The following is a 14986-nucleotide window of genomic DNA, read 5'->3' on the forward strand; positions in this document are numbered from 1 at the left end:
CATTCAAAAGAGGTGTGCCATGGCGATGGGCCAGATGGGTGCGATGCAGGCGAGGCTCGGGCTGGACCTGAGCCAGTTCCAGTCGGGGGCGCGGGCGGCGAGTGCCGAGGCGCAGAAGATGGCGGGCAATATCAATCAGGCCTGGGCGGGGGTGCGCAATTCGGTGGAGGTGAAGGCCGCACGGTCGTTTGACCAGCTCCGCGCCTCGATCGATCCGGCCTTTGCGGCGAGCCAACGCTACGGCGAGATCCAGCGTCAGGTGGCGGGGTTTGTCGAGAGCGGGGTGGCGAGCCAGCGCGCGGCCAATCAGGTGCTCGAACAGGCGGCCGCCAAGTATCTGGGCGTGGCGAGTGCATCCGATCGGGCAGCACAGGCTGCGCGGGCGGGGGAGGCGGCGCAGGCGGAGGCCGCGCGCACGGCCCAGAATGCTGCGCGGAGCTACGAGAGCCTGCGGGCCTCGGTCGATCCGCTTTATGCCAGCTCGCAGCGCTACAGGCAGGCGGTGGAGGTGCTCAATGCCGCACAGGCGGCGGGGGTGATCGATGATCGCGCGCGGGCCAATACGCTGCGGCTCCTGGGCGAGCAGCTCTCGGCCACAAGCGGCGTGATGCAGCGCACGGGCGGGATCTCGGGGCGGATGTCCTCCGCCTTCTCCAATGCCTCCTTCCAGGTGCAGGACTTCTTCGTGCAGATCGCAGGCGGCACCGATGTGATGCGGGCCTTTGCGATGCAGGCGCCGCAGCTGCTAGGGGCTCTGGGCTTCTCGGGGAAGCTCGCGATGATCGGGAGCGCCTTGGGCACGCTGGTGGCCGTGGGCGCGGTGGTGCTGCCGATGCTCGGGGATTTTGGCCGCAAGGCCAAGGATATGGGCGAGGCGGTCGATGATCTCGAGGGCTCGCTCGGCGATCTGCGGTCTGCCCTCGATGTGGCGGCGATCCCGATGGCCGCCCTGCGCAAGGAGTTCGGGCTTAATGCCGAGGCCGCGCGGGAGATGAACCTCGCCATGCTCGATCTGGCACAGCTGAAGGCGATGAATGACCTCGATGCCTCGACCGCGGCGTTGCGCACCCGCTTCGCCGATCTCGTGGCGCAGGTCGACCAGTTCGATGCGGCGACCCGTCAGGCCGGCGGCGCGTTGCGCGATGACTTCCTGACCATGGCGCAGACCAGCATCCGCCAGCTGCAGAGCCAGTTCGGGTTGACCATCATCGAGGCGCGCGGCGTGGCCGATGCGCTGGCCAAGATCAACTCCGGCGATGTCGATCAGGTGGCGGCAGGGGCCAAGGATCTGACACAGGTGCTCATGGCGGTGAAGGATAGCGCGGGCCGCATTCCGCCTGATCTGCAGGAGGCGGCCTCGGCGGCCGCCCAAACGGCGATCGAGGCGCTGCGGCTTGCGGGCTATGCCGAGCAGGCGGAGAAGATCGCGGCCAATCTGCCGGTGGGGCTCAACAGTGCCGCCGATGCCGCGCAGCGTCTGGCCTCGGCCATGGCGGCGGCCACCGGCTTCTCGGCCAATCTCGATGCGCAGATCAGGACGCTCGATGTGCAGATCGAGGCCACGCGCAACAAGCAGAATGTGGCCAATGCCACGCGGATCGCGGGGCTCGAGCTGGAAGCACAGGCGCGGCGCGATGCGGCGGTGGCCGCCGGCGAGGATGCGCTGGCCGCCGATGCGCGGCTCGCCATTGATCAGGCGCAGATCAAGACGATGTCCGACAAGCTCGCGACGCTCGATCAGCTGACCGCGGCGCAAAAGGCGTCGACCAAGGCGGGCACGGCAGGGCTGAAGGCCGCGCAAAAGCTCGCAAAGGCGCAGGCGAAAGAGGCCGAGCGCTGGCGCGATCTGATCGATCCGATGAACCGCTATCGCCGCGAGCTGGGCGAACTCAACACTCTGGCGAAGGAAGGACTCCTCACGCCCGAGGAAGTGCAAAAGGCCATGGCGCAGCTCAATGCCGATCTGGCCGATAGCCTGCCGCTGGTGGGCGAACTGACTGACACGCTGGTCGACGGGCTTTTTACAGGGTTCCGGACCACATTGGGGAGCATTGGCGATATGTTCAAAACCTGGCTCAAACAGATGATCGCGATAGCGGCCAAAAACCGCATTCTGGTGGCGATGGGCGTGACGGGTGCGGGGGGCGTGGCCGGCACGGCCGCGGCGGCCGCAGGCTCCGCGGCAGGCGTCATGCCCGGCGGCCTCGGGTCGATCGCGACCAGCGGGCTTGGGCTTGCCGGCACGTTGGGCTCGCTGGGGTCTGCGGCCTTTTCGGGGGCGAGCGGGCTCGTGACCAGCCTCACCGGCGCAGGCGGTGGCCTCGGCGCGGCGGGCAGCTATCTCACGGGCGTGCTGGGCGGGGCGACCTCGAGCCTCACGGGCTTTGCGGCGGCCGTGGGCGCGATCGCGCTGCCGGTGGCGGCGGTGGGTTTCCTGATCTCGGGGCTCATCGGCAAGACCAAAGTGCTTGATACCGGTATCCGCGCGCTGATTGGCGGAAGCGATGTGACGGTGCAGACCTATGAACGGATCGAGAAGTCGAAGTTCTGGGGGCTCTCCAAATCGAAGCGCACGAACTACAGCGCGGCCTCGAGCGAGATCGCGGATCCGATCCGGCAGGCCGTCTATGGCGTGCAGGACAGCATCGCCGCTGCGGCTTCGGCGCTCGATATCGGGGCGGAAGCTTTCGACGGCTTCGCCTATGAGCTGAAGTTTTCCACCAAGGGGCTCTCGGAAGACGAGGCGCTGGAGGTGCTGCAGGACAGGCTCACCGGATTGGGCGATGCCTATGCCGGGCAGATCGAGGGGCTCGAGGCGTTCTCGGCCTCGGGCGAGGGGGCGATGGAGACCATCAACCGTCTGGCCTCGGCCCTGCAAACGGTGAATGCCGCGATGGATACGCTGGGCAATGCCTTCCGCGCCACAGGGCTGGTCGGCGCCGATATGGCCAGCCAGCTGACGCAGCTCTTCGGCGGCGATGAGGCCTTCGGCACGGCGGTGACCTCCTATTATAACGCCGTCTATTCGGAGAGCGAGCGTCTGGCCACGCTGACCCGCCAGACCAGTGAGGCGCTGGCGGAGATGGGCCTCGCGATGCCGGCCTCGCGCGATCAATACCGGGCGCTGGTCGATGCGATGGATCTGACCACTGCAGGCGGGCGGGAGCTCTGGGCGACGCTGGTCGGCATGGCCGGCGTCTTTGACGAGATCCTGCCGCAGGTGGCCTCCTTTACCGCGCAGATCGAGGCGCTCTCCGGGCAGGTCTCGACCTCGCTCGACGGTGCGATCACCGCCTATACGGCCGCGCAACAGGCCTCGGCACAGGCCGCGACCAACTGGTATAAGGCCGCTGACAGTATCGCGGAGTTCGTGGCCGAGATGCGGGGCACCTCTTCGGCGATGACCTCGCCGCAATCGGCACTGGCCTTCTCGGCTGCGCGCTACCAGTCGACGCTGGCCTCGGCCAGGGCGGGGGATCTCGATGCCACAAGCGGGCTGACCGGCGTGGCGCAGACCTATCTCGATCGCGTCTCGGCCACGGCCACCAGCGCGCTCGATGTGGCCCGCGCTCAGGCGCGCGTCGCCTCGGATCTGGGGCAGGTGGAAGGGATCGCCCAGATCGAGGGGGCAAAGTCCGAGGCCATCGCGAGCCTCACACAGGCACAGGTCGATCTGATGACCGAGGCACGGGACTATCTGGCGGCCGGCAATGCGCTCAGCGAGGAGCAGATCGATATGTTGCAGGTGCAATTGGGCGATCTCGACAGCGCCATCACGGCGGCCGCGGCGATCAACTATGCCAGCCTGCAGAAACAGATCGATCTGGCCATCGATGTGGTCGAGGACGCGAAGATCCCCGATTACCTGAAGGCGATGCTCTCCGACAGTGCCTCGGGCGTGACCCGCTATGTCGACTTCATCACCCGATCCGACCTCTCGGCCGACCAGAAATGGCTCGCACTGACGGGGGCCTCGGAACATGTAAAGACGATCAGCCTGATCGCGGATCAGGGGCAGATCAGCGGGGATCTACTCGATCTGGCGCTCACCTCGGCCGATACGCTGGTCAAGACCATCAGCTATATGTCGGGAACGTTGCTGCCCGCGGACCTGCAGGCGCTGGCGCTCGAGGATGCCTCGAGCCTTCTCAAATCGATCCGCTGGGTCGCGCAGAGCCTGCCGGCGGATCTGCGGGCGATCGTGTTCAACGATATCGACGCGCTCGACAAGGTGATCAACTTCCGCGTCGGGCAGTCGGTCCCGGGCTCCGTGCAGAAGCTGGCCCTGGGCGAGGCGGAGGAGTTCCGCCGGATCCTCGATCTGGTCTCGGGCAAGCTGGTCTCCTCTCGAGTGCAGGCGCTGGCGCTCGACGATCCGACGGGCTTCCGGCGCAGCCTGTCCATTGTGGCCGGCGCACTGCCCTCGGGGCGGGTGCAATCGCTCGCCCTCGATGCGGCCAAAGCCTTCACGCGTGTGCTCGACTTCCAGCTCGGGCGCACACCGCAGGCGAAAGTCTGGTCTCTGGCGCTGGCCACGACCTCCAAGCTGCAGAAGACAGTGAACCTGCTGACGGGCCGCACGCTCGATGCCGAGACCATGCGGGTGGCGCTCGCGGGCAATAGCGAGCTGGCGCGGGTGGTCAACGTGGCGCTGTCCTCGAAAGCCGATGCACGGGCGGTCAGACTCGCACTCGGCAATCTCGGCGCCTATGCGGTGACGGTGAATGCGGCCTTTGGCAAAGGGATCACGGCAGATCTGCGTAAACTCGTCTTTGCCGGGCAGGGCAGCTATGCCGCGATGATCGAGGCGGCCTTCTCGAAAGGGCTCACTGCCGATCAACGCCGGATCCTGCTGGCGCAGCAGGGCGGCTATATCGCGCAGATCACAGGGGTGCTGGCGGGCAACCAGTCGGCGCAGATCAAGGCGCTGCTGCTGAACGCCAATACCTCGGCTGCGCGGGCGATCACCATCCGCGCGGCCTTTGCCTCGAACCTGACCTCGGACCAGCGGGCGGCGCTCTCGAGCGCGGCGCTCACCGTCTCGCGCATCATCGCCGGCACGGTGCGGCTGGGCTCGCTCTCGGGCGACCAGATCCGCATGCTCAGGGCCGCGAGCGGGACACTCACCCGCACGCTCAAAGGCACGGTCGATCTCTCGGGGCTCACCGCCCAGCAGAAGAGCCTGCTGGCAGCCGTCTCGGGGGCGAGTGCGGGGAGGATCACACTGGGCGGATCCTTCCGCTTTGACCCGAGTTCGGCCTTCGCGAGCCTGATGACCAATTCGGTCAAGGCACCGATGGAGGCCGCGCGGGCCAGCATGGTGGGGCTGCGTGCGAGCTTAGGTAGCCTTTGCAGCGCAGTGATTGCGCAGAGCGATCTCCTGAAGGCGCAGCAGAAACAGGCGCAGGTGGCTGCGGCACAGGCGAGCTATGACAGCCTGATGGACCAGCTGGCAAACTTCACGCCCGATCAGGCGGTGGGGGCGCCAAGCAAGCTCTCGACCTGGTCCTCGGGCGGTCTGGCCGCGCTCGCCTCCTATCAGGTGGGCAACAAGACCTTCAGCGCGCAGGACACCAGAAAGCAGCTGGTCATGCTCGACCGGAAGGAGGATCGGGCGACCTATAACGCCATCGTCGCCCAGCTCAACACCACGGCCTATGAGAAGGCGATGGCCTATGCCACCCGCCTCAATGATGCGGCGGCCGCGAGTGACCTAAAAGAACAGGCGCTCGAGACCTCGCTGCAGGAGGCGGCCCGCGCGCTGCGTGATCTCGGCGTCGATATCGAGATCCCGCAATTTGCCCGCGGCGGCCATCACGCGGGCGGGCTCAGGCTCGTGGGCGAGAAGGGTCCCGAGATCGAGGCCACGGGGGCGAGCCGGATCTGGTCGGCCGATCAGACCCGCCGGATGCTGTCGGGTGGAGGCGGGCAGGGGGGCGATCGCGCGGAGGATGCCCTGTTGCGCGCCCTGATCGCCGAGATGCGCCAGCTGCGCGAGGAAACCCGCCAGCTGCAGATGAACGGCAATAACGATCTGCGCAAGCTGTGCATGATCGAAGAACGGCGGGAGGCCGAGATGCAATGACCCAAGCCCTGATGATCATCCCCGTGCCTTTGGGCGCGGGGAATATGCAGGCCTCGAATGTGGCCGAGGATGACTATGCCGCATGGGCCTCGGGCACCTCTTATGCGGTGGGCGATCGGGTGATCCTGACCGCCACCCATCGCATCTATGAGGCCCTCGCCCCGGGATCGGGGGTGCATCCGGTCTCGGGCACCAATGCCGGCGATTACTGGGTGGAGGTCGGCTCGACCAATCGCTGGCGGGCCTTTGACGCCACGCTGGGGCAGGCCACCACGCGGGGTGAAAGCATCACCTATACGCTGGGGCTTCCCGCGCGGGTCGATGCGATCGCCTTTATCGATCTGGTGGCGATCTCGCTGCAAGTGGTGATCCGCGATGCGGGGGGCGGCGTGGTCTATGACCGCACGGCCGATCTGCTGGATACGAGCCAGATCCAGAGCTGGGCGGACTTCTTCACCTATGAGGATAGTTTTGATCCCGAGCAGGTCTTTGTCGATCTGGGCGCGCTCTCGGGCTTCACGCTCGAGATCACCATCTCCAATCCGGGCGGCACGGCCTCGGTGGCCGAGATCGTCATGGGGCGGGGCGAGTATCTGGGCGATGTGCTCGATGGCTCGCGTTCGGGCTTTACCGATTACTCCCGCCGCGAGACCGATGATTATGGCAATGTCTCGATCGTCAAACGCCCCACCGCCCGCAAGGCCGAATGGCAGCTGGCCTTCGCCTCCTCGGCCAACCGCCGGATCCAGCGCGCGCTCGAGCAGGCCCGCGGGGCGCCGGCTTACTTCTACCCGGGCGATGGTATGACGCCCTTCGCCCTCGCCGTCTATGGCGTGGCCGATGACTTCTTCCCCGCGCTCTCGGGCGGCGGGCGCACGATTGCAACCCTTACCCTGACTGGAGTGGCCTGATGGCAAAACCGACCTATACCCCACCGCCCAACGAGGCCCCGATCCTCGGCGACCCGAGCTTTGCAGCCAAGGCTCAAGGCTTCCTCGGCTGGTTTCCCGTGATGGGCGAGTACATGCAGGGCATGGGCGACTGGATCGAGACGATGATCGGCGATGTGCCCTCGGACAATATCGCAGCCTTCGCGCATCTGAACGGGGCGGCGAACAAGCTGCCCTACTTCACCGGCGCGGGTGCGATGGCCATGGCGGATCTGACGGCGGATGGGCGCAGCCTGATCGGCCAGAGCGGGGTGCTGAAGGCGTCGGGTGCGCTACTCGCGGGCACCGGTGTCACGCAATCGAACTACGACACGACTGCCAATCGTCTGCTGAAAGTCGGTGATGCCGGAATTCTCGGAAAAGCGTATAATGCAAATGGATTGAGCTCTTCGTTCAATTGCGATGACGCGCCGAGCGGGATGTGGATGTCCATCAGTCCCTCCGCGACTAACTCGCCTTATGTGGGCGGAAGTGGGATGGCTGGGTTCTTATACACCCTCGAGTGGAATACGGGTGTAAAAACCCAGACATTCATCGCGACTTCCCCGGCATCCGTCGCCGAGCGCGAATACCGACGCAGCTATGATGGGAGCGCTTGGAGCGCTTGGAGCGTGGTCTATGGCGGTGATAGCGCAATAACGTCGTCCACAGCGGATGGTGTGCAGCCGCTCTTCCAGCGCGGATCAAACTCCAATGGCGAATATGTGCGCTTTGTCGATGGGACGCAGATTTGCTGGCGGCGCTCTTCTCACAGCGGGTATACTTGGACAACTGCCGATGGTGCCCTGTTCATGCAGGGAAGCTCCTCCAACTGGACTTTCCCCGCAGCGTTTTCAGCGATCCCATCGGTTAGTGGCGCTGCAGAGACGGCGGCGGCATCGATCACGGGAGTGGCATTCGGTTCTGCGACGACAACCGTGGTGCCTTTCCGGCCATGGAGCTCGACCTCGTTATCGGGGTCGGTTGAGAAATATGTGCACACTTGCGCTGTCGGCCGTTGGAAGTAAGGAGCAGACCTTGAATATCATCTTCTCACCCATCGTCCGCCGTCCGGGCACCGATTACGAACTCCACATGCTGTCCGTGGAGGGCGACACGCTAACCGTCAACGGCACCGACTACGACCTGACCGCGCTGGAATATAACGAAGACACGGGCCTTGCCGGCTACATCCAGAGCGCCACGCGGGATGCGGCAAGCGGTTGGACCGTCACGCTGCTCCTGCCGATCGGCGACAATGCCTCCGAGGCGCAGCGCTTCCCCGATCCTGTCACGGTGGCCAGCGGGCCGGTGCCGCTGCCGGCGCCACCTGATCCGGAGGCCAACGAGACCAGCACATAAGATGCAGGATGACCCGCCCGAGAGGCGGGATTTTTTATGAGCGAAGCGAGGGGCGCATGTTCTCCAAACCTATCGAATACTGGGCGGTGCTGGCGGGGATGGTGATCTATGTCGCCACCCGCGACGCCGAACGCGAGCCGCTCGTCAAGCGTCTCGCCAAGACCGCCGCCAGCGCCTTCCTGACCGTGGGCCTCTCGCCCTCGGTCGCGCCCTATGTGCGCGGCTCCGAGGTGCTGGCGGCCGTGGCGATCATGTCGGTCGGGCTCATCGTGCTCGATGTGCTCACCGCCATGGTCCGCGATCGCGACTTCCTCAAGGACATGATCCGCAAGAAGCTGGGGGGCGGCAAATGAGCGACCATATCAAGGGCGCCATCCGCGCCAACCGCCTGCCGATCTGGGTGCTGGCCGCGATCACCGTGCTGGCGGTGGCCGAGCCATGGATCCGGCAGGCGCAGTCCTCGCGGCCCTGGCGCGACTTCACCGGCCAGACGCCGTTTGTGGCGGTGACGGTGACCTCCTCGAGCGTGACGCCCGAGGGGCTGCAGCTGATGGGCGATATGATCAAGCGCCGCTGCGAGTATCGCGGGCTCGCCGCCTATGTTGTGATCGGCGGCACAAGCTACCGTGCGGTGGTCGACACCTCGGCCGAGGAAGAGCTGCGTCCGCCCGGTTCGCGCCCGCCCAACCGTCTCAAACAGCCCTGGGGCCCATGGGAGATCGTCTGGCCGGCCGATAAGGCGATCCCCGAGCGCTACGAGCTCTGGGCCTATCACCAATGCCCGCGCGAGAAGACCGTGCAGGTGAACCTGTTTGTGGAGGGGAAATGGGAGGGGAGGTAGTTGGTGGGCGCGGTAGAACATAAACCGTGAGTGGTCCCGCGCCCGAACTTGTCACCCTTTAACTATAAGCCACGCTGGGTTTTCGGGCAATCTATCCAAAAGGACAATGCCGAATAAAAGAAGCGCGGATCTGTGACGGAGACAGAACCGCGCTGAAGTCCAACAGGGGATAGTCTTTAGATGGCAATCGGGGTGCGGAATTTCAAGGACAGGTTTGGTGAATATTCCCGCTCGGAACAAAAAACATAAGGAGGCTATTTATTAACATGAGATCATGTTAGCATTGTGTTCTTAGATAAGGACATGAGTCGATATGCAGATGATAGACACCTTCGTCTGTCAGGACTCCTTGGGCAAACGCTATACCGTCCAAACTTGGCAGCCGAAAACGACACGCACTCTGCCCTCGGGCAAAGCCCTCAGCATTAGGGGGGCGCAGAGCTTTTCCTTGGAGGATGGCACTGTGGTGCATGACATGAAGGACGGGTCTTTCGAGATCCAGTCCAACCCGATTGTTGTTATCAAGCGAAAGGTCTGACCGGCGGTGGCGTGCGAGACTTCATTGACATAGAAAAAAGGCTGCACATTCTGGTCTTTTCCATCGTTCATGAGTGTAGGCGAATTATTATTCGTTGTGCTTAAGTCGCTCACTTAAGGATAATCTTTCTTCGTTCATGCGCTCTTCGATACTATTTAGATAGTCCATCGATTTTTTGAGGGGAGCTGCATGACGTTTGTAGATTGCTGAAAGCGCAACCTTATGTCGTTCAAGGTCTAACGGGTAGCTATACCCTGTTCCGCTGGAGAACTGGTTTCCGGAAAGCGTTGCATGCATTGCAAAAGCATTTCGACCAATTTCAATCAGAGAGTTGCAATCTGGATACTGACTCAGAATGCGAGGGTTTCGAGAGGAGAAAATAAGATCAAGTCCCGTACGACATAGCGAATAAATATCGTAAAAGGTCTGGCGGGAAGCGGCCCGCTCTTCCTTGTCATACTGTTCGGCCGCGAGGAAGAGCATCGAAGCAGCGAGATTCCAGCATACCATAGGATTTTGTTCCGCCAAATTTCGGATATCGTACAAATTCGACGCGATAGCCTTGGCTTCCTCAAACATACCATAAAAAATAGCCAGCGGAAGCAAGTTTGCTCCGCTAGATATCCACCACCGAAGTCCAATCGGCCCAAGATGTGCTGAATTGATAGTATTAACAGCTTTGGATCGCTCTTTAATGACTCTGCGCCCAAGTGCTTCCCTCGCGATCGCAGACTCACCTACGCGAAAACCCAAAACTGAAACAGCACCCCAATACATTGGCTGATTTTTGGGGATCATTGGAAGTATGGCGCGTATAAAGTGGAATAATTCGTTCTTATCGTTTGCACGAGAACGAAAGCTGAAAACTTTTTCGGTCATATAGTTTACATCAGTTGCACGCTGCGCATTGAACTGAAATGGACTTTCGACTTCTTGAAGCACACCGTTAGCTTCAATGATAAACTTACTATTTACCAGGTTTTGAAGCTTTCTAACGAGGAAGATCGACTTCCCTTCTCCGGCGTCAAGTCTGTCAAGCTGTTCATGGTCGCTGTCGACTGCGTTTACACTTGTAAGGTCCGCGCCGGATACTTCGATCGTTACCGTGCGGATGTTGAAATTATAGCTGACTTGCATGATATTACGCCATTTTTGTGAGTAAGCGGCCTGCAAATGGGGTGAAATTTTTTTCCGCCCCATCAAACTTTTTATTTATAGAACCAGTCTTCTGCGAATGAGAAGTCCGTTTCGATCTTACTCTTCTGTGCTGCGGTCAGCCCACGATTATGTTCGAAAGCAATATCGGCCGATACCGTTCTGTTTTTCGTATTTTGGAAACGGATCTCACTGATAATCGCATACTCAAGCCGGAATTTTTCATCCACATGCGAGAACATTCTTTCCATAGTCTGTCTAGAGTTTAGCGCCAAGTCTTCGAGAGAGACAAAGCACACTAGAGGATTGGAAGAATTCGCCTGATACTCTTGGTAACATTTCTTCGTATAAGCGATTTTTTGGATTTTGTATTCGGGATACCATTCGTCAAAGCTTGCCTGCTTAGAACGCTTGAAATCGGAGAACACAATACCTCTAGGGTCTTTAAAGCTAGCTACTGTTTTGATTTTTTCTCGCCCTAACACTGCCGTTAATTCCGAGAGATATCTGGGTGTCTTGTCGAAAATTATCTTAGTGTCGGGTGAGAGGTTGGCAGCATAGTTCTGCAGTTTTGAATAAAACGTTTCAAAATCAGGTGACTCGCAGCAATCGTCCATTTGAGCATCGGTTATGCCCCAGCCAACGTTCATATGTTTTCGGAACGGTTGCAGACTGTTGAATTCCTGCGGTGTATCACGCAGTAGCGCCCCGCATTCAAATCCTGAATCAAGCCCGGCCACTTGGCGGAACAAGTCGGATATCAACGTCGTACCGGTGTGCTCCATCCCGCAAATGAGAAATTTCGGAAGCATCGTATCTCCATTCTTCGAAGTAGTATCGGCTTCGACTAAGTTTAGCCGAGCGATGATTATGATCGCGGCGTTTATTGCTATCGGATTCTCTTAGATATCAAGTCGAAGTTTGCTGTTCTATTCTGTAAAAATACGAAGGTTCTACCTAGTCTGATAGATCTTCTCCGCGACGAGGAAATCATCTTGCCAATCGATATCGAAGGCCTCGAATTTTCCTACTTCAAGCAGGAATGGAGAATGGCCGATACGGTCGCAGAGAGCGATCATGTCCTCTTTTGGAATCATGAACACCGCGCTGTTAACCTCGTAAATGGGATCGAGATCCTGAGTTTGAGGCCATTTAACTTTGTCACGGTCATGGCTGACGCAGTTTCCACGATGATCCCATAAGAATGTCTGGATGCGCGACACACCCATCACGCTGTCAAACTCGCCATTTTCAACTTCTTTGCGGTATGAAATAACCGCATCGTCGATCTCCTTTGCTCCAAAGAATGGTGATGTCACATGTGTCCACATGATGACTCCATCCGGCATTACTGACGGAACATAGGCTACGAAATCGTCCAAAGTACCTGCTGCAGCCAATTCTGCAGGCCGCTCGGACACATGTAAGGGAATATTGAAAATGCCGCGCAGCCCCTCTGCGATGTGGATAACTTCAGGATCATCAGTGTTAACCGTCACAGAAGCGATTTCTTTAGTCTCCGCGAGTTGTCGTAATTTGAGTTCGAGCAATCCTCCGGAAATGTTTGCGAACGGACGTGTGTTTTTGCCAGGGACCCGCTGGCTGCCTCCGCGGCAGGGCAGGAACACATGAACTGGTGAAGCGGTCATTTCGAAGTTCTTTCCAAGAGAGTGATATCCGCAAGAGTTGCGACATGAGGAAAGGCCTGCTCCTCCCTGAGTGCAGACATGCCAGTAGGATCAGCCGCATAATGGGAGACTTGAAGGAAGGCCACGCCATTCGAGGATGCCGCCTCGAAGTCGGCCTTGGCATCGCCTATGAACAGTACCTCAGAAGGATCGACATCCTGTTCTCGTTGAAGAATGTCCGCGACCAGATCGCTTTTCTTCCGGGGGGAGCCGAAGATGTCACGGAAATGATCAGAAAGCCCAACTTTTTTCAACGCTTGGCGGAGCTCGCTTTGTTCCGATCCGGAAGCTACATAGGCGATACAACTTCGCGCAACCAGTGACAGTAGAAGCTCGTGAGCTCCTGCTGTCACTGGTTGCTGCGGGTACTGTAGCTCACAATACTCTGCGAACTCCGACAGTAATTTCTCTTTTTCACCATCGTATGGCGGGCGCCCTAGGAAGCGATCAAAGAACGCATCGAATGTTCTGAACCTTGAAAGCCCGAAGGCCGTCTTTTGAAACTCGAGGAATGGCTCGATGCATTCCTTCGAATATCCAGAAACGACTTTGGCGAAAGCAGCTGTCTTCATCCTATTCGAGTCAAGCAGGACACCATCACAGTCGAAGATCCACAATCTATACTTGGTAAAGTCTATCACTTTTCAAATTTCCCTTGGATCTTCGCGTAGAGCGATTGCGCTGGGATATTATAAAGGGTGGGCGTCACGGATGACATGTCACCACCCCAAGGGGTGGAGGCTTCAAGACCGTAATTGATAGCAGCTTGAACGTCTTGTGCGTTATTTTGCTGCGAGACTGTTGCCTGAGAATAGCCGTCAAAACCGGCAAGATATACTTTCTGCGAGGAGATCGCCTTTGCCGCGCCGATTGCCATACCGAGTGGCGGCTCATCGGTCACTGGACCGAGCTTCTGGCCGTTGGCTTCTTTTGAAACGTGGCTAAGCTGACAAATGTTCTGAGAATTCGGTATCGAATTGCGGAACCTCGGGGGAGGGGTCGTCAAAACGAGAGTGCGATGCTGGTTGAAGAGCCCTGCTTCTTCGACCGACAAGCGGCTGAACTCTTGTCCGGCTAAGCAGAAAATCTGAGTAAGCCCGGAGTCCTTAAAATAGACTGCGTTTCGAGTGGACGAATGTACCACTACCATATCTTCGCGCTGTGCTAGCTCAATCAGCGCAGCGGCATGATCCTGAGCGCTCTGCCCGCCCCCGATGATAAGTGTGCCTTTGCCTTTGGCCTCGATTGCGATAGGCGCGGTTTCAAGTGCAGGATAGGCATCATTATCGAATTCAGCGTCGCTGCTGAGGCGAAGCGCTTCCACGATTGAATCCATCTGGTAACGCCGTGTGCCGAGCCAATCCATAACATTTGCCTGAGGCAGGGAAGCAGCACCCGACACCATGTAGGCAAGGTTAGTACCCCAGCCGTATTCTTTTTGCATAGTCTCGAACTGCTCAAGGGCTTTGGCAAGCGGGCCGAAATGACATCCAGTAGGGAAATGTTGCTCCCTATAGACCGAAATTAGTTCGGTTTTGAGGTTTCCAGCACCGCGACCCATGCCGGTAAAAGTTGCGTCCAGCATAGTTGCTCCTGAGTTCAGAGCAGCAAGACTGTTTGCAAACGCCAGCGAAAGATTGTCGTGGCCATGGTAGCCAACCGGCTGAGGTAGAAGCTCTACAGCTTGTGCGATCGTGCGTGCGGCCTGATCGGGCATAACACCGCCATAGCTATCAACCAAAGCAACGTAATCAACAATGTCAGCGGCTCCGGCCAGAGGTTTAAGAACGGTATCCGCTTGATCAACATATTTCGTCATATACATGACGTTAATTGCGACTTTTAGCCCTTTAGTTTTAATTTGACGCCCAAAGTCAATGCACTCATTCAAGCTGTCTGGCGGACAGGCAAAGCGAACAAGATCAACTATGTCGACTAGATCCGAAGTGAGCGTCTCGATCAGATCTGAGTTCATGTCCTTGAAGTTAAACATGATTGCCATGCCTTGGTCCGGCCGCAATTGTCGCTTCATTCGATGAAGTGTTTCGACATTCAGATGAAAGTATTGTCCAAGGTATCCTGACTTCTCTGGACTGCGATAACCTACCTCGACGTATTTGATTGGGAGCGAACGAGTGGCGTCAAAGTATGCATCGAGAAGCGTTTGTGGAAAATCCCAGTTTGTATAGTAACCGCCATCGCGAAGGGTGCAGTCTACAATTTCGAAATGGCGCATAGCAGAACTTTCTATTTTTCAGTTATCACTCGGATGCACGTTACGGCCGCAGTCAAGCAATGGGGAAGGTGCCTTCCATTCTGCAGTTTTGCAAGAGCTTGAACTCCTAATTGTCGCGCGAACTGCTGGTTCAGAGGCAAAAGCAGATGGGG

At 59.2% G+C, this 14986-nt stretch carries 12 protein-coding genes; 7 read left to right on the forward strand and 5 right to left on the reverse strand.

Annotated elements, in window-relative coordinates; translation table 11 throughout:
* The first annotated feature begins 19 nt into the window (after window positions 1-19).
* The 7 genes from ABEB22_RS08825 (at window position 20) to ABEB22_RS08855 (ending at window position 9755) form a co-directional block, all read left to right on the forward strand.
* Window positions 20-6085 carry a hypothetical protein gene (locus ABEB22_RS08825; protein ID WP_406870099.1) on the forward strand — a complete coding sequence of 2022 codons (6066 nt, stop codon included), beginning with the start codon at window positions 20-22 and terminating at the stop codon, window positions 6083-6085.
* The gene (locus ABEB22_RS08830; RefSeq protein ID WP_406870100.1) at window positions 6082-6996 is read left to right on the forward strand and encodes a hypothetical protein; all 915 of its coding nucleotides are present in this window, start codon (window positions 6082-6084) and stop codon (window positions 6994-6996) included. Before ABEB22_RS08825 ends, ABEB22_RS08830 begins: the two co-directional genes overlap by 4 nt.
* Window positions 6996-8042, forward strand: coding sequence for a pyocin knob domain-containing protein (locus tag ABEB22_RS08835; protein WP_406870101.1), 1047 nt, complete (start codon window positions 6996-6998; stop codon window positions 8040-8042). The genes ABEB22_RS08830 and ABEB22_RS08835 overlap by 1 nt, the downstream gene beginning before the upstream one ends.
* 10 nt (window positions 8043-8052) lie before the next feature.
* Window positions 8053-8376 (forward strand): hypothetical protein, encoded by a 324-nt coding sequence (locus ABEB22_RS08840; RefSeq protein WP_406870102.1) that lies wholly within the window; start codon window positions 8053-8055, stop codon window positions 8374-8376.
* Between the two features lie 56 nt (window positions 8377-8432).
* Window positions 8433-8729, forward strand: coding sequence for a hypothetical protein (locus tag ABEB22_RS08845; protein WP_339112294.1), 297 nt, complete (start codon window positions 8433-8435; stop codon window positions 8727-8729).
* Window positions 8726-9217: a hypothetical protein gene (locus tag ABEB22_RS08850; RefSeq protein ID WP_406870103.1), complete on the forward strand. Its 492-nt coding sequence runs from the start codon at window positions 8726-8728 to the stop codon at window positions 9215-9217. The genes ABEB22_RS08845 and ABEB22_RS08850 overlap by 4 nt, the downstream gene beginning before the upstream one ends.
* 313 nt (window positions 9218-9530) lie before the next feature.
* Window positions 9531-9755, forward strand: a complete 225-nt coding sequence (locus ABEB22_RS08855; protein WP_406870104.1) for a hypothetical protein — start codon at window positions 9531-9533, stop codon at window positions 9753-9755.
* An 87-nt stretch (window positions 9756-9842) separates the two neighbouring features.
* Here ABEB22_RS08855 and ABEB22_RS08860 read toward each other — a convergent pair whose 3' ends face one another.
* The 5 genes from ABEB22_RS08860 to ABEB22_RS08880 form a co-directional block, all read right to left on the reverse strand.
* Window positions 9843-10955 (reverse strand): hypothetical protein, encoded by a 1113-nt coding sequence (locus ABEB22_RS08860; RefSeq protein WP_406870105.1) that lies wholly within the window; start codon window positions 10953-10955, stop codon window positions 9843-9845.
* 8 nt (window positions 10956-10963) lie between these two features.
* Window positions 10964-11722 carry a sulfotransferase gene (locus ABEB22_RS08865; RefSeq protein ID WP_406870106.1) on the reverse strand — a complete coding sequence of 253 codons (759 nt, stop codon included), beginning with the start codon at window positions 11720-11722 and terminating at the stop codon, window positions 10964-10966.
* A gap of 141 nt (window positions 11723-11863) precedes the next feature.
* Window positions 11864-12559 carry a cytidylyltransferase domain-containing protein gene (locus ABEB22_RS08870; RefSeq protein ID WP_406870107.1) on the reverse strand — a complete coding sequence of 232 codons (696 nt, stop codon included), beginning with the start codon at window positions 12557-12559 and terminating at the stop codon, window positions 11864-11866.
* Window positions 12556-13239: an HAD family hydrolase gene (locus ABEB22_RS08875; protein ID WP_406870108.1), complete on the reverse strand. Its 684-nt coding sequence runs from the start codon at window positions 13237-13239 to the stop codon at window positions 12556-12558. Before ABEB22_RS08875 ends, ABEB22_RS08870 begins: the two co-directional genes overlap by 4 nt.
* Window positions 13236-14834 (reverse strand): hypothetical protein, encoded by a 1599-nt coding sequence (locus ABEB22_RS08880; RefSeq protein ID WP_406870109.1) that lies wholly within the window; start codon window positions 14832-14834, stop codon window positions 13236-13238. The genes ABEB22_RS08875 and ABEB22_RS08880 overlap by 4 nt, the downstream gene beginning before the upstream one ends.
* Window positions 14835-14986: the final 152 nt, after the last annotated feature.

This window comes from Thioclava sp. 'Guangxiensis', from assembly GCF_045348365.1.
In the GTDB taxonomy this organism is placed as follows: Bacteria; Pseudomonadota; Alphaproteobacteria; order Rhodobacterales; family Rhodobacteraceae; genus Thioclava; species Thioclava kandeliae.

Bases quoted from the DNA above. Each gene is read 5' to 3' on its own strand.
- ABEB22_RS08855 (WP_406870104.1), top strand. From the start codon at position 9,531: ATGCAGATGATAGACACCTTCGTCTGTCAGGACTCCTTGGGCAAACGC.
- ABEB22_RS08830 (WP_406870100.1), top strand. From the start codon at position 6,082: ATGACCCAAGCCCTGATGATCATCCCCGTGCCTTTGGGCGCGGGGAAT.
- ABEB22_RS08835 (WP_406870101.1), top strand. From the start codon at position 6,996: ATGGCAAAACCGACCTATACCCCACCGCCCAACGAGGCCCCGATCCTC.
- ABEB22_RS08825 (WP_406870099.1), top strand. From the start codon at position 20: ATGGCGATGGGCCAGATGGGTGCGATGCAGGCGAGGCTCGGGCTGGAC.
- ABEB22_RS08880 (WP_406870109.1), bottom strand. From the start codon at position 14,834: ATGCGCCATTTCGAAATTGTAGACTGCACCCTTCGCGATGGCGGTTAC.
- ABEB22_RS08870 (WP_406870107.1), bottom strand. From the start codon at position 12,559: ATGACCGCTTCACCAGTTCATGTGTTCCTGCCCTGCCGCGGAGGCAGC.
- ABEB22_RS08850 (WP_406870103.1), top strand. From the start codon at position 8,726: ATGAGCGACCATATCAAGGGCGCCATCCGCGCCAACCGCCTGCCGATC.
- ABEB22_RS08865 (WP_406870106.1), bottom strand. From the start codon at position 11,722: ATGCTTCCGAAATTTCTCATTTGCGGGATGGAGCACACCGGTACGACG.
- ABEB22_RS08860 (WP_406870105.1), bottom strand. From the start codon at position 10,955: ATGGGGCGGAAAAAAATTTCACCCCATTTGCAGGCCGCTTACTCACAA.
- ABEB22_RS08845 (WP_339112294.1), top strand. From the start codon at position 8,433: ATGTTCTCCAAACCTATCGAATACTGGGCGGTGCTGGCGGGGATGGTG.